Consider the following 13,550-nt stretch of genomic DNA (forward strand, 5'->3'; position numbering starts at 1 on the left):
TTTCGCGACGTGGCTCTTACTATCGGCATCGTCGGCCTGCCCAACGTCGGCAAGTCCACCCTCTTCAACGCTCTGACCCGCAACCAGGTGCTCGCCGCGAACTACCCGTTCGCGACGATCGAGCCCAACGTCGGCGTGGTCTCGCTGCCCGACGAGCGGCTCAACAAGCTCGCTGAGATCTTCGGGAGCCAGAAGATCCTGCCGGCCACGGTGTCCTTCGTGGACATCGCGGGCATCGTCAAGGGCGCGTCCGAGGGTGAGGGCCTGGGCAACAAGTTCCTCGCCAACATCCGCGAGGCCGACGCGATCTGCCAGGTCACCCGCGCTTTCGACGACCCGGACGTGGTGCGCGTGGACGGTTCGATGGACGCCCCCGGCGACATCGAGACCATCTCCACCGAGCTGATCCTCGCCGACCTCCAGACCCTCGAGAAGGCCCTCCCGAGGATGGAGAAGGAGGTCAAGATCAAGCGTGGCGACCCCGTCCTGTACGCCGCCGCGAAGAAGGCGGAGGAGATCCTGAACCAGGGCGTGACCCTGTACCAGGGTGCCGCCGACGCCGGTCTGGACCTGGCCGAGATCGCGAGCCTCCAGCTGATGACGGCCAAGCCGTTCATCTACGTCTTCAACACCGACGACGCCGGCCTGGCGGACACCGCGTCCCAGGAGGCCCTGCGCAAGGTCGTCGCACCGGCCCAGGCGATCTTCCTGGACGCGAAGTTCGAGTCCGAGCTCGTGGAGCTCGAGCCCGAGGAGGCCGCCGAGATGCTCGCCGAGTCCGGCCAGCCGGAGTCCGGCCTGGACCAGCTCGCGAAGGTCGGTTTCGAGACGCTCGGCCTGCAGACCTACCTCACGGCGGGTCCGAAGGAAGCGCGCGCCTGGACCATCCACAAGGGCTGGACCGCCCCCCAGGCTGCCGGTGTGATCCACACCGACTTCGAGCGCGGCTTCATCAAGGCCGAGGTCACCTCGTTCGAGGACCTGGTCGAGGCCGGCTCGTCCGCTGCGGTGAAGGCTGCGGGCAAGGCCCGTATCGAGGGCAAGGACTACGTCATGCAGGACGGTGACGTGGTGGAGTTCCGCTTCAACGTCTGAACATCACCAGGCTTCGGTCTGGTCCTCCGACCAGGCCGGATGCCGGTTACCTGCGGCAACGCTTCTCGTCGTGTGCTGCGGTGGTTGATTCCACTGCCGGCGGTATTAACGACACGGCGTTTGCACGTCGGCTTCCGATGCGTGCGCCCGGTGGTCGCAGAGCAGGAGGTCAGTTCTTGCCGAATATGTCACGGAGTGTGGCCTCCCGTTCGGCGCTGAGGTTGGTATAGATCAGTTCAGGCGCCTCGTGCCCGGCGAAGATGTCACGGATCCGGTCCACCACCGCGTCCGACGACAGGATGAACAGCGCTGAGGTACCCGGTGTGACGCCGTCCCGGACGCGGTTGATGAAGGCGTCCCCGATCCCGACGGGTGTCAGTGCGCCGCTCGATGCGCCCGTTGTGGCGCCGATGGCCGCGCCGACCAACGGGGTGAAGAAGACCATGCCGAAGAGCATTCCCCAGAAGGAACCCCCGAGTGCTCCCGATCCGGTCAGCGAAGACAGCTGTTGAGTCCTGGGCTTCTTCTCGTCCTGTTCCCAGTAGACCGTCGCCGCGTCATACATATTGATGAGATTGATGCGCGCGAGCTGCCGGACCATTTTCAGCGCTGTGTCGGCGCCTTCCGGATCGCTGAACTTCCAGACGCTCAATGTTCTCTGTGGCATGTGCGGCTCCTCGGGTTTGCGTGCAGTCTCCTTACCCCTGCTCCGCGGCTTTGGTAGCCCTTCCAGTTCACGCGTTACCAGTGACCAAGGCCGCTTTCGCCACCCGAATCCTCGCAGGACGGAGTTTCTCCGGTGGCGACGAAGGACCGTCCTCATTACTGCCGTGACACCGGGTTGGCGGTGTAGCGGAGGTGGATGGTTGCGTGCTGGCAGGCGTCCTGGTTGATGGCCTTGTTCGCGAAGCCGATCGACGCTCCGCTGAACGGTGCCGCGCCGCCACCGGGCCTGAGGGTCTTGCCGACAGCCATCGTGGCCTCCAGAAGCAGGTAGTCCGAAGCGTCACAGCCCGCGGCGGGCGCACCCTGCGCGCTGGTGACCGAGGTGATCTCGACGGTGACCACGTCGATGTACGTGCTGTCGGGCCCGTTGTTCACGACGCGCCCCGTGATGGGCACGGGCGCGACGCCAGGCGCGAGGCCCGCCATGGTGGAGGTCTGGGTGACGGTGAGCGAGTTGACGCAGTACACGGCCTGAGCAGGTGGGGCGGCTCCGGGGCCGACCAGGAGCGCCACGCCGACGAGGACAACGGTGGCCAGCGTGACCGGTGCCCCGCGCCGCCTGCGCGCCAGGCCCACGAGCACGGCTCCGACGACGACGCAGGCAAGCGCGACGATCAACAGCAGAACCAGATCGTCAGGGCCGGTCCTCGGCAGGGGGTCGCAGTTCATGGTGTCACCGTCGCCTCGTCATAGGTCTTGCTGTCGGCCGGGTCGCGTGCGGCGGCCTCGTCCTGTTCGCTCGACTCTTCGTGCGAGTCCTCCTCCTGCTGGTCGGACAGCGCGGACTCCTCGTCCTGCCCGGCAGGCGGCACGGACTCCTCTACCGGTTCGTCCGGGGGCGCCGTCTCTTCCGGTTCCGCCGTCTCCTCCGGTTCCACCGTCTCCTCCGGCACCACCGTCTCCTCTGGCACCACCCCGTCGGGTGCCTCTGAGGCACCCGACGCACCCGACGGTTCAGCCGGCACGGGGACATCGGGCGCCTCGGGGAGCGCGGACGAGCTCGGCTCCGGCTGATCGGCAGGCTCGTCCCGGGCTTCCTCGGACGGGGCCCGGCGAACCACCGGAGCCGGGGCGACGCTGGTGAGTGTGCTGTCGGCCATGGTCACCGTGTCCCGCGAGAGCGCTTGCCCGGTCAACGCCGTCCCCGCACCGAGCGTGATCGCCCCACGTGAGAGAAGGGCGCCCGACATCGACGAGTTCGCGCCGGTCCCGATGGCCCCGGCGGCGACCCAGAAGACGTTGGCGGGCTGGGCCCCGTTGACGAGCAAGACGTTGCTGGCGGCGGCGGTGTCGAAGGCCGCGTCGATCAGGAAGACGAACACCGAGTCGGGGTCGTCCTCGGCGTCGAGCGTGACGGTTCCGGTGAGCGCCAGTGCGGCGCTCATGTGGTGCACTCCAGCATGGAAGGTCTGCCCGCCGAGGTCACCGGCGATCTCGGTGTGCGGCGCTCGCGAGGACACCTCCCCCAGTGCCGTGAGCAGGTCCTCCTGTGCGCTCGCGGCGGCGGCCCCAGCGTGGAGGCTGCCGTCGTAGGTGCCCGGCGATAAGCCGGTGACCGAGGTCTCGGGGCTGACGCCGAGGTCGCCGCTCATCGTCGTGGCTCCGGTGCTGACGACGCCGGTGGCCGCGAGAACGGAGTACGAGGCGGCGGACCCGAGGTCGACCGGCGGCGGGTTCACCTCCACGGTGAGGTCCTGGGTGGCGGCGACGCCGTTCCCGTCGGCGTCGCGCACCCTGGCGGCCACCTCGTGCCGACCCGCGGTGAGCTCCGTCGCGCTGACCGTCCAGGTGCCGCCCGCGGTCACGGTCGTGGACAGGCTCTGCCCGTCGACGACGACGCTGACCGGGCTCGAGGCCGGTGCGTTGCTCACGCCGCTGATCGTGGGCGTCGTGTCCTTGGTGGTCGCGGCGGGCCCGCCGTCGATACCGAGTGTGGGCGGGAGGGCAGCGGTGGCTGCGGGCGCGGAGTAGCTGTGCGCGGCGCCCAGCACCTCGGGGGCCGTGACCGTGACCGTCGAGCTGGGCGCGCTGGACGCCGTCCATGACGCGTAGACGGCGGTCACGACGTATGTGTGGTCGCCGAGCGGAACGTCCGCATCGGTGCAGCTGTCCCCGTCGATCAGTGACGTGGGGCTGCTCGCGCAGGCAGGGGTGGTCGTATCGCCATTGTTCCGGGTGACGTAGTAGCCGGCCGGCTGCACACCGCCGGAGCCTGCGGTCCAGCTGACAGGGATCTCCGCGGGTGCCGTCTCCGGGACGGTCACATCGACCGGTGCCGAGAGCGTCGAGGTCGCCGACGTGGCCGCCGCCGAACCCGAGGAGCTCCAGTAGGCCGATGCAGGCGCGGTCCCGCTCACCGGGGTCCCGACCGAGGCGAGCAGGACCAGCAGGACCGTCGTCGGGACGTGCGCGCGTGTCGTGCCGTGGTTGTGGTGGTGCTGGCCGGTGAGTGTGCTCATGGTCGATGGCAACGTCCTGTTGGTCGTGCGCGGCAGCAGTGAACGATCTGCGCCGCGTCAGGAGGGTGAGGCCCGGCGGGCGTGCAGGGGGATGAAGCGCGTACCCGCCGGACCTCGGTCATGGGTCAGGAAGCGGTCAGGAGCAGTGGGACCTCTGCGCCCTGGCAGGCGTCCTGGTTCTCGGTGGTGTTCTCCAGCGTCACCGTGACCGTGCCGTCCACGGAGCCGCCGGGGGCGATGTCACCTGCGGGCGGCGCGGTGGTCACTTCGGCCGTGTAGTCGGCGGCCAGGCAGCCGGCGGGCGGCACCCAGGCCTCCCCGTCCTCGTCCGCGATCTCGACGGTGACCGCGGTCAGGTTCAGGATCCCCTCACCCGGATTGGTCACGGTGAAGTCGACGGTCTGTCCGGCGCTGCCCGGAGCGAGCTCGCCCACACCAGGTTCGCTCGTGATCTCGAACGCGACGCTCTCACCGGTCGTGGCGGTGCCGGTGCCGGTACCGGTCGAGGTCCAGTACGCGAAGGCGATACCGGCCCCGGTGAGAGTGAGCACTGCCGCGAGAATGACGGCAGCGCGTTTCTTTCCACGGTTCTGGACATGCTCCATGACGGGCTCCTTCTGAGTTTTCCAGCCCTTTGGCTGAGGGCCTCGGGACGATGTGATGTAGCTCCCGCCCCCAGAGCGGGAGCTACGAAAGAAACGTATCAGCCGATACTTCACCCGCTCTTAAAAGGCTGATGCAGAATGGGCGGAAATGTCTGAGAATCTACGCCGGTCCTGGTGATTGCGCGAGGCGTCTGATTTCTGATGGTGAACAGATGCCGAGTGGCCTACGTGCAGGTCAGCGCGCTGACGATGACCAACTCGACGCCGACTCGGGTGGCGGACGCGAGGACGTCTGGGGCTGATCCCTGTCGTGCTCTGACGTAATGCGCAGAACTGTTGAAATCACCCGGACGCATTTAATGACTTTCGATGAATGCCCGTTGGGGGCGCACAATCGCAAACCTGTGCGCAGTGTCCGACGCATCAACAATGTGCGATTGCATGCACGCAGGCCGGGGGATCGGAGAGGCGCTCGATGAGAATTCATAAAGTGAAACATGTCGGCAGTCCCGTGTGGCGACTCTCGCTCCGCCGCACTGCCATGAATGCGGCACTCGCTCTGGGAGCTCCTTCGCCCTCGAGGTCGCGCCGCAGCAGGCCTGGGCTATCGGTACCGCGGCCGACCTCGGTACCGTCGGCACCTACTCGGTGCTTGGCGGGCAGGCCGTCACCAACACGGCACCTTCGGTCCTCTCCGACAACGTCGGTGTCGGCCCGGGCACATCGATCACTGGATCTCTGGTTCAGCAGGGCGCTCAGGCCGACTGTCAGCGGGACGTGGACAGATACCGGTCACGCCGGCGTCGGCGCCATCGTTCCCTCATGGATGTAGTCGTGACGTCGCTGCACCGCGCGAGGCGCCAGCTGGATGCGCACGGCGACGCCGGGCAGGTCGGCGTGGGCAGGGCCGATCTCGACCTCGAGCGCGTCGGCCGTGCGCCGCCAGCGGGGAGGTTCGGGGTGGCCGAGCACCTCGACTCCAGCAATCGCATCGGTCAGCAGCCCCAGGTCGGTGCCCCACGATCGCACGCGTGCAACCCCTGACTCGGGTCGGCGCAGCAGGATCGCGTAGACCTGCTCGCCCATGTGGTCGACGCGGCGGGTGAAGCGGATGTCGTGCTCGGTGTAGGCGATCGGTGTCCCGTCGACGAACGAGCCCTCCGCGACGCGCGTCGGGCCCTCCTCTGCGACGATCCAGGGCCGTGTGCCGTAGATGGCCTGGCCGTAGGCGCCGAGCCAGCGGCCGAGGCCTCGGGCGAGCTCGACCTCACGCTCGTCGAACGTGCCGTCGGCCTTCGGGCAGAAGTTCAGCAGCAGCGCACCGTTCTTGGAGACGACGTCGGCGAGCTCGGCGACCACCTCGGGCAGGTCCTTGTAGTCCTGGTTGGGATGCCAGCTCCACGAGTTGCGTGAGACCGACGTGTCGTTCTGCCAGACCTCGGGCTGGATCCGCGGCTTCGCCCCGCGCTCGATGTCGCGCACCGCGCTGCCCGGCGCGAACGCCTCCCACTTGTACTGGATCACGACCTCGACACCCCATTCGGCGGCGCGGTTGTAGTAGTACGCCGCGAGACGGCGCAGATACGGCTCGAAGGCCGGCTGCTCGATCCACCAGTCGAACCACAGCACCTGCGGCCGGTAGCGGTCGATGATCTCGACCGTGCGCAGCAGCCAGTCCTGCAGGAACGCCTCGTTCGGCGCGGTCTCCTCGCGCTGAGCCGGCCCGTAGAAGTCGTGGACCCGCGGGTCCAGCACGTCGGAGTCGAACCGAGTGCCCGGGTTGAGGAAGAACCAGTGCTCGGCGCGGTGCGACGAGGCGCCGACGACCATGCCCGCGCGCTGGGTCGCGGCGGCGAGATCGCCGTACACGTCGCGCTGCGGTCCCATGCGGGCCGCCGTCCACCGGCTGCGTGCGCTGTCGTACATCGCGAAGCCGTCGTGATGTTCTGCTACCGGCACGACGAACTGAGCGCCCGCGACGCGGAAGAGCTCGGCCCAGGCGTCCGGGTCGAAGCCGGACATGTGGAAGTCGGGGATGAAGTCCTTGTACCCGAAGTCGCGGTGCGGTCCGTACGTCGAGACGTGGTGCTCGAACTCGCGGGACCCCTCCGTGTACGCAGTGCGCGGATACCACTCGGAGCCGTAGGCCGGTACCGAGTAGACGCCCCAGTGGAGGAAGATCCCGAACTTGGCGTCCTCGTACCAGCGAGGCGGCTGATAGCCCTGGAGCGATTCCCAGTCGGCGGAATAGGGCCCGCGTGCGACGACCTCATCCACGCGACGCAGCTCATCACGGTTGTCGGAGACATCGACCGGGTCGGGCAGGGCGTCGAGATCGAGTGGCACGGGTTGCACTCCCCAAGGGGTGGGATCGGACGATTCGAGACGGACGGCGGTCGGACCGGTCGGAGCCCTCAGATGGGTGCGCTTGCGTCGGAGACGTGCAGGGGGTCGGCGACCAAGGCGCGGTCTGATCAGACAAATATGTCCCCAACCTCAGCAGCGGACCGATTCTGGCCCGCATCCGAGCGTAATCATCTGATCTTTAGTCCGTCAACACCCACGGACCCCGCTCAGTGCTCCGGCGTGGTGACCGTCGCCTCCGTGAGCAGTACCCCGAGCCGGTTCAACGCACCCGGCACCACCGAGTAGTAGCCCCACTTCCCGCGCTGCTCACGGGTGAGCAGGCCGGCCTCGACGAGCAGCTTGAGGTGGTGGCTCACCGTGGGCTGGGACAGCCCGACCGGTTCGGTGAGGTCGCACACGCACGCCTCGCCGCCCTCGTGCGCGGCGACGATCGAGAGCAGCCGCACGCGGGTGGGGTCGCTCAGTGCCTTGAACACATGAGCGATCTCGACGGCGGTCTGCGGATCGGCCGCCTCGCGGACCAGCGGCGCACAGCAGGCACCGGACGCTGACACCGGGACGGTGCGCGGCGGGTCGGCCAGGGCGAGGGTCGTGGTCATGGACTCCATCTTGCCACGCATTGAAGAATGTGGATACGTTGCTCTCGTTAATCCATCGAAGACCTTCGATCTGAGGAGTCGGTCATGACCGAGACGTCCCGCGAGAACCTGCCCGTCGTCGTCATCGGCGCCGGGCCGGTCGGCCTTGCCGCCGCGGCGCACCTGCTCGAACGCGGCCTCGAGCCCCTGGTGCTGGAAGCCGGGAACGGCCCGGCCGCCGCCGTCGCCTCCTGGGGCCACGTCCGACTGTTCTCTCCGTGGCAGTACGACATCGACGCCGCCGCCCGCCGTCTGCTCGCCGGGACCGGCTGGAGCGAGCCGAACCCGGACGCGCTGCCCACCGGCAACGACCTGGTCGAGGACTACCTGGCACCGCTGGCCGCGGTCCTGGGCGACCACGTCCGCTACGGCGCGCGGGTCTCCGACGTCGCCAGGGACGGAGCGGACCGGTCCCGGTCCCTCGGCCGCGAGCGTCGGCCGTACCTGGTGCGGTACACCGCGGGGGGAGAGATTCACGAGACCCGCGCCGGCGCGGTCATCGACGCCTCGGGTACCTACGGCACGCCCAACCCGCTCGGGCTCTCGGGCCTGCCCGCGATCGGCGAGGAGCGCGCCGCAGAGCACCTGAGCGGGGCTCTGCCGGACGTGCTGGGGTCCGACCGGGAGCGGTTCGCAGGACGGGCCACCCTCGTGGTCGGCATGGGTCACTCCGCCGCGAACACCCTGCTCAGCCTGGTCGAGCTGGCCAAGGACGAGCCGACCACGCGTATCGTCTGGGCCATCCGCGGGGGCTCGGCGCGCCGCCTGTACGGCGGCGGTAGCGACGACGAGCTGCCCGCCCGCGGTCTGCTCGGCACACGCCTGCGCGACGCCGTCGAGGGTGGGCGCGTCGAGCTGCTGACCCGCGTCGCGATCGAACGCCTGGAGCCCGAGGCCTCAGGCACCGTGCGTGTGCTGGGCACGGCACGCAAGGACGGCACCGACGGCGGGCTCGACCTGGCCGTCGACACGATCGTCAACGCGACCGGCTTCCGGCCCGACCTGAACATGCTGCGCGAGGTCCGGCTCGACCTGGACCCCGTCGTCGAGGCGCCGCGTCAGATCGCCCCGCTCATCGACCCCAACCACCACTCGTGCGGCACCGTGCCCGCGCACGGCGAGTCCGAGCTGAACCACCCGGACGACGGGTTCTACCTGGTGGGCATGAAGTCCTACGGCCGGGCGCCCACGTTCCTGCTGGCCACGGGGTACGAGCAGGTGCGGTCCGTGGTCGCGGCCCTCGCCGGGGACCGGGCCGCGGCCGACGCCGTCGAGCTGAACCTGCCGCAGACCGGCGTCTGCTCCTCGGACCTGGCGTTCGCCGCCGACGCGGACGGCGTGGTCTCCGCCGAGGCCCTGGCCGGTGCGACCAGCGGCGGATGCTGCGCTGCGCCGTCGGGCCCGCAGGCGGTCACGCTCGGACTGGGCGCACCCGCCGGATGCGGGACGGCCGAGCCCGAGCCGGTGAAGGTCGGCTTCACGACCGGGATCGAGCACGGCCGCTCCGGCGACGAGTGACGGAACGCTTCCGCGAAGAGCGTCTGTCCGAGTCTCCCTGGTGCCGGCAGGGAGACTCGGACGGGCGCTCTACTTCGCGGAAGGGTGCTGGGTCGAGGCCCAGGCCTGGAAGTTCTTGTTGCCGCCCGAGAGGTTGAAGACCTGCTCGAAGCCGAGGTTGCGCAGCATGTTCTGTCCTGCGTTCCCGGTCACGCCCTTGTTGCAGTACGTCACGGTCAGCGCGGCCGGGTCCAGCTCACCGGCCCGGGCGCGCAGCTCGGCCAGCGGGATGTGCAGCGAGTCCTCCACGAAGCCCTTGTCCCGATCCTTCGCCGAGCGGACGTCGACGACCTGGACCTTCTCGCCGTCGGCCCGGTGCCGGTGCAGCTCCGCCGGCGTGATGAGCCGTGCCGTGCCGCGGATCGCGTTGTCCAGCGCCATGCCCGTGTAGTGCACCGGGTCCTTGGTCGTGGAGTAGGTGGGGGAGTAGGCCAGGTCCAGGTGGAACAGGTCGGCGACGTCGGCCCCGTAGGTGATGGCTGTGGCGAGGACGTCGATGCGCTTGTCCGCCCCGGACGCGCCGATCGCCTGCGCGCCGAGCAGCCGTCCGGAGGCCCGGTCGGCGACAGCCTTGATCAGCAGCGACTCGCCGCCCAGGTACTCGGGCCGGTCCGGCTTGATGTTGTGCAGCACCTCGACGTCGTACCCGGCTGCGCGTGCCTGGTCTTCCGTCAGCCCGGTCTGGGCCACCGCCACGTCGAAGACCCGGACGATCGACGTGCCGAGGATTCCCCGGTGCTCCAGCGTGCCGCCTGTGATCGCGTCACCGGTGATGCGGCCCATCTTGTTCGCCGTCGACCCCAGCGGCACCCAGGCCGGCTCGCCGGTGATCAGGTTGAACGACTCGGCCACGTCCCCGACCGCCCACACGTGCGCCACATCGGTGCGCCCCTGCCGGTCCACGGCGATCGCACCCGTCTGGCCGATCGTCACTCCGGCGTGCTGGGCGAGCTCCAGATTGGGCCGTACGCCCACCGAGACGATCACCAGGTCGGCGGGAACGGTGTCGCCGTCGTCCGCCGAGCCGACGCGCACGCCGGTCACTCCGGCCTCGCCGCCCTCGATCGCGGCGACGCGTGCACCCAGGCGCAGGTCGACGTCGTGCTTGCGGAGCTCGGCGTCCACCCGCGCGGACATGTCCGCATCCATGCGCGGCATGGCGTGCTCGAGCGCCTCGACCACGGTCACGTCGATGCCGCGCTCGGTGAGCTGCTCGGTCATCTCCAGCCCGATGTATCCGGCGCCGATCACGACCGCACGGTGCACCGGACGCTCCTCCACCCACGCTCGGATCGCTCGCGCGTCGGACGGGGTGCGGACCCTGAACACTCCAGGCAGGTCCACTCCGGGCAGGGGCGGGACCACGCTGCGTACGCCGGTGGCCAGGATCAGCTCGTCGTAGGTGTCATCGAACGTGTTCCCCGTGGCGAGGTCGCGCACGGTGACGGTCCGTGCCGCGGCGTCCACGGTGACGACCTCGTGGCCCGTGCGGACGTCGACGTCGTAGCGGTCCTTGAACCAGGCGGCGTTGCGCGGGGTGAGCTCGTCGATGGTCTCGACCTCGCCGCCGACGAAGTACGGCAGCCCGCACCCGGAGTAGGAGATGTCGTGGTCGCGCTCGTACACGGTGATGCGGGCGGTCTCGGTGTTGCGCCGGGCCTTGGCAGCGGCAGAGGTGCCTGCCGCTACCGAGCCGACGACGACGATCTTCAGTGGAGAGGACGTGCTCACGGGGTTACCTCCGGTCGATGGGTGACGTTCGGCCGGTCAGGGCCGATCTGCCGTGCTGGTGTCCGTGGGTACAGGGCTGCGGCGACCAGCATGCCCAGCGCGCCGCCGACGACCTGAGCCCCGACGAACGGCAGCACGGATGCGGGCGCGATCCCGGCGAACGTGTCGCTGAAGATCCTCCCGACCGTGACGGCCGGGTTGGCGAACGACGTCGAAGAGGTGAACCAGTAGGCCGCGCCGATGTACGCGCCGACGGACGCCGGGATCCAGGCGGCTCGCCCGGATCGCAGCAGACCGAGGATCACCAGGACCAGCCCGGCCGTCGCGACGACCTCGGCCAGGAGGTGCGGGCCGGTCGCCCGCTCGGTGGTCGACAGGCCTGCCGGGACGTCGAACATGGCGTTGGCCAGCAGCGCTCCGCCGATGGCCCCGCCGACCTGCACCGCGATGTAGACGGCACCGTCACCCGCGCGCACCCCGGAACCGTCGCGCCGGCCGGTGAACCAGTCGACGAGCGTCACCACTGGGTTGAAGTGCGCGCCGCTGACCGGGCCGAGCACCGCGATCAGCACGGCCAGCCCCAGCGTCGTGGCGAGGCTGTTCTCCAGGAGCTGCAGCCCGACGTCGTCCGGCGACAGGCTCTGCGCCGCGATCCCGGACCCGACCACGATCGCGACCAGCAGGCCCGTGCCCAGTCCCTCGGCGACCGCGCGACGCCATAGCGCCGGAGCGCGTGCGGGTGTCCCTGGGGCGGCATGCGCGTCCAGAGCGGTCACCTCGGGGGACGTCACGCGGTGGGCTCCACACCCAGCTCGGCCAGCAGCTTCCGGACGCGCTTCTCGATGTCGTCGCGGATCGGGCGGACCGACTCGATGCCCTGACCGGCCGGGTCCTCCAGCTCCCAGTCCTCGTAGCGCTTGCCGGGGTAGAACGGGCAGGCGTCGCCGCAGCCCATGGTGATCACCACGTCGGAGGCCTCCACGGCCTCGTTGGTCAGCACCTTGGGCTTCTCGGCGCGGATGTCGATGCCCTTCTCGAGCATGGCCTCCACCGCGGTCGGGTTGATCATCTCGGCGGGCATCGACCCGGCCGAACGCACCTCGACGGCGCCCCCGGACAGGGTCCGCAGGAACCCGGCGGCCATCTGGGAGCGGCCCGCGTTGTGCACGCAGACGAACAGGGCAGAGGGCTTGGACTCGGTGGTGGGCTCGGTGGTGCTCATCAGGTTCTCCGGTTCATGGGGGCTGTGGTCAGGTGGTCTCGGGTACCAGGTCGGCGAGCAGGGCGCGTACCCGCTGGTCGAGCTCGTCGCGGATCGCCGCGACGCCGGCGGGCGAGGCCAGGGCCGGGTCGCCGACCATCCAGTCCTCGTACCGCTTGCCTGGCAGGATCGGGCACACGTCTCCGCAGCCCATGGTGACGACGACGTCGGCGGCGCGGACGGCGTCGTCGGTCAGGGGCTTGGGGTAGAAGCGGGTCACGTCGTCCACCTCGTCAGCCGCGGTGGCGTCGCCCAGCTCAGTCAGCAGCGCGCGTACGCCGGCGTGCACCTCTGCGGCGGGCGCCGATCCGGCAGAGCGGACGACGACACGATCGCCCGCGTAGTGCCGCATCAGGGCCGCGGCGAGCTGTGAGCGTCCGGCGTTGGCCACGCACACGAACAGGACCTGCGGGAGGTGTGCGGTACCGACCGAGCCGGTCTCCTGCGCGTGGGCCTTCTCTGCGTCGATGATCCGCTGCCGCGCGAAGTGCTCAGTGAGCGGGACCAGGTAGGCGGCCTCGCCGCCGCGGCGCACCAGTGCGGCGTACGACTCGCGGACCACCCGGACGCACTCGCGGGACGGTGTGCCGGGGAACCGCTCGGCGAGGGATGCGGCCATGCGGTCCAGGGCGGGATCCACGCTGCGCAGGCCGGTCAGGTGCGGGGTCTCCATCACGTCGATGGCCGCCGGCGCGAACCTGTCCAGGAGGGTGTTCACCGCGCCGCGATAGGCGGGCTTGATCCGGTACCAGACGGAGGTGCCGCGCCGGTCGGCGGTGAGGAGGCCGACGTCTCGCAAGACCTTGAGATGGTGGGACACCGTGGGCTGGGAGACGTCGGTGAGAGTCGCGAGCTCACCGACCGTCACCTCACCCTCGGGGCTGGAGGCGATCGCCGACAGCATCCGCAGGCGGAGGGGTTCGGCGAGGGCCTTGAGCGTCAGGGCCACAGTGGTCGCGGCGTCCATGCCGATCGCATGGGACTCCGGCCCGCGGGCGCTCGCCGGGGTGAGAGCCGTCATCGTCGACCTCCTGGTGCATCGATGTGTCTCTATGTTGACAGTCATCGATATAACGCACAAGTCGCGAGGCGGCAGGAGGCGGGTGCGCCG

General features: G+C 69.6%; 12 protein-coding genes. 2 read left to right on the forward strand and 10 right to left on the reverse strand.

Features of this window, described 5'->3' with window-relative positions; genetic code table 11:
* Positions 1-9 precede the first annotated feature (9 nt).
* On the forward strand, positions 10-1,095 hold the full coding sequence (gene ychF / locus AB0I32_RS10725) for a redox-regulated ATPase YchF (protein WP_357505635.1): 1,086 nt from the start codon (positions 10-12) through the stop codon (positions 1,093-1,095).
* Positions 1,096-1,264: 169 nt separating this feature from the next.
* On the opposite strand, the gene AB0I32_RS10730 is transcribed toward ychF, so the two are convergent.
* The 6 genes from AB0I32_RS10730 to AB0I32_RS10755 form a co-directional block, all read right to left on the reverse strand.
* The gene (locus AB0I32_RS10730; RefSeq protein ID WP_357505637.1) at positions 1,265-1,762 is read right to left on the reverse strand and encodes a DUF1269 domain-containing protein; all 498 of its coding nucleotides are present in this window, start codon (positions 1,760-1,762) and stop codon (positions 1,265-1,267) included.
* 155 nt (positions 1,763-1,917) lie between these two features.
* A complete protein-coding gene (locus tag AB0I32_RS10735) occupies positions 1,918-2,490 on the reverse strand; it encodes an LPXTG cell wall anchor domain-containing protein (protein ID WP_357505639.1) in 573 nt (190 codons plus the stop codon).
* A complete protein-coding gene (locus AB0I32_RS10740; protein WP_357505641.1) occupies positions 2,487-4,280 on the reverse strand; it encodes an ice-binding family protein in 1,794 nt (597 codons plus the stop codon). The genes AB0I32_RS10735 and AB0I32_RS10740 overlap by 4 nt, the downstream gene beginning before the upstream one ends.
* A gap of 125 nt (positions 4,281-4,405) precedes the next feature.
* Positions 4,406-4,885 carry a hypothetical protein gene (locus tag AB0I32_RS10745; protein WP_357505643.1) on the reverse strand — a complete coding sequence of 160 codons (480 nt, stop codon included), beginning with the start codon at positions 4,883-4,885 and terminating at the stop codon, positions 4,406-4,408.
* Between the two features lie 792 nt (positions 4,886-5,677).
* Positions 5,678-7,231, reverse strand: coding sequence for an alpha-L-fucosidase (locus AB0I32_RS10750; protein WP_357505646.1), 1,554 nt, complete (start codon positions 7,229-7,231; stop codon positions 5,678-5,680).
* A 227-nt stretch (positions 7,232-7,458) separates the two neighbouring features.
* Entirely contained in the window at positions 7,459-7,851 is a 393-nt protein-coding gene (locus AB0I32_RS10755; RefSeq protein WP_357505648.1) for a metalloregulator ArsR/SmtB family transcription factor, read from the reverse strand.
* A gap of 84 nt (positions 7,852-7,935) precedes the next feature.
* Between AB0I32_RS10755 and AB0I32_RS10760 the strand changes: the two genes are divergently transcribed.
* Positions 7,936-9,408 (forward strand): FAD-dependent oxidoreductase, encoded by a 1,473-nt coding sequence (locus AB0I32_RS10760; RefSeq protein WP_357505650.1) that lies wholly within the window; start codon positions 7,936-7,938, stop codon positions 9,406-9,408.
* Positions 9,409-9,477: 69 nt separating this feature from the next.
* On the opposite strand, the gene AB0I32_RS10765 is transcribed toward AB0I32_RS10760, so the two are convergent.
* Genes AB0I32_RS10765 through AB0I32_RS10780 form a run of 4 tightly spaced genes read right to left on the reverse strand, consistent with a single transcriptional unit; the run spans position 9,478 to position 13,460 of the window.
* Positions 9,478-11,160, reverse strand: a complete 1,683-nt coding sequence (locus AB0I32_RS10765; RefSeq protein WP_357505727.1) for an FAD-dependent oxidoreductase — start codon at positions 11,158-11,160, stop codon at positions 9,478-9,480.
* 14 nt (positions 11,161-11,174) lie between these two features.
* Positions 11,175-11,945 (reverse strand): MIP/aquaporin family protein, encoded by a 771-nt coding sequence (locus AB0I32_RS10770; protein ID WP_357505729.1) that lies wholly within the window; start codon positions 11,943-11,945, stop codon positions 11,175-11,177.
* A gap of 20 nt (positions 11,946-11,965) precedes the next feature.
* Positions 11,966-12,400: an arsenate reductase ArsC gene (locus tag AB0I32_RS10775; RefSeq protein ID WP_357505652.1), complete on the reverse strand. Its 435-nt coding sequence runs from the start codon at positions 12,398-12,400 to the stop codon at positions 11,966-11,968.
* 28 nt (positions 12,401-12,428) lie between these two features.
* Entirely contained in the window at positions 12,429-13,460 is a 1,032-nt protein-coding gene (locus AB0I32_RS10780; RefSeq protein ID WP_357505654.1) for a metalloregulator ArsR/SmtB family transcription factor, read from the reverse strand.
* Between the last annotated feature and the right edge of the window lie 90 nt (positions 13,461-13,550).

It is taken from the genome of Promicromonospora sp. NPDC050249 (genome assembly GCF_040656015.1).
Classification (GTDB): Bacteria; Actinomycetota; Actinomycetes; order Actinomycetales; family Cellulomonadaceae; genus Promicromonospora.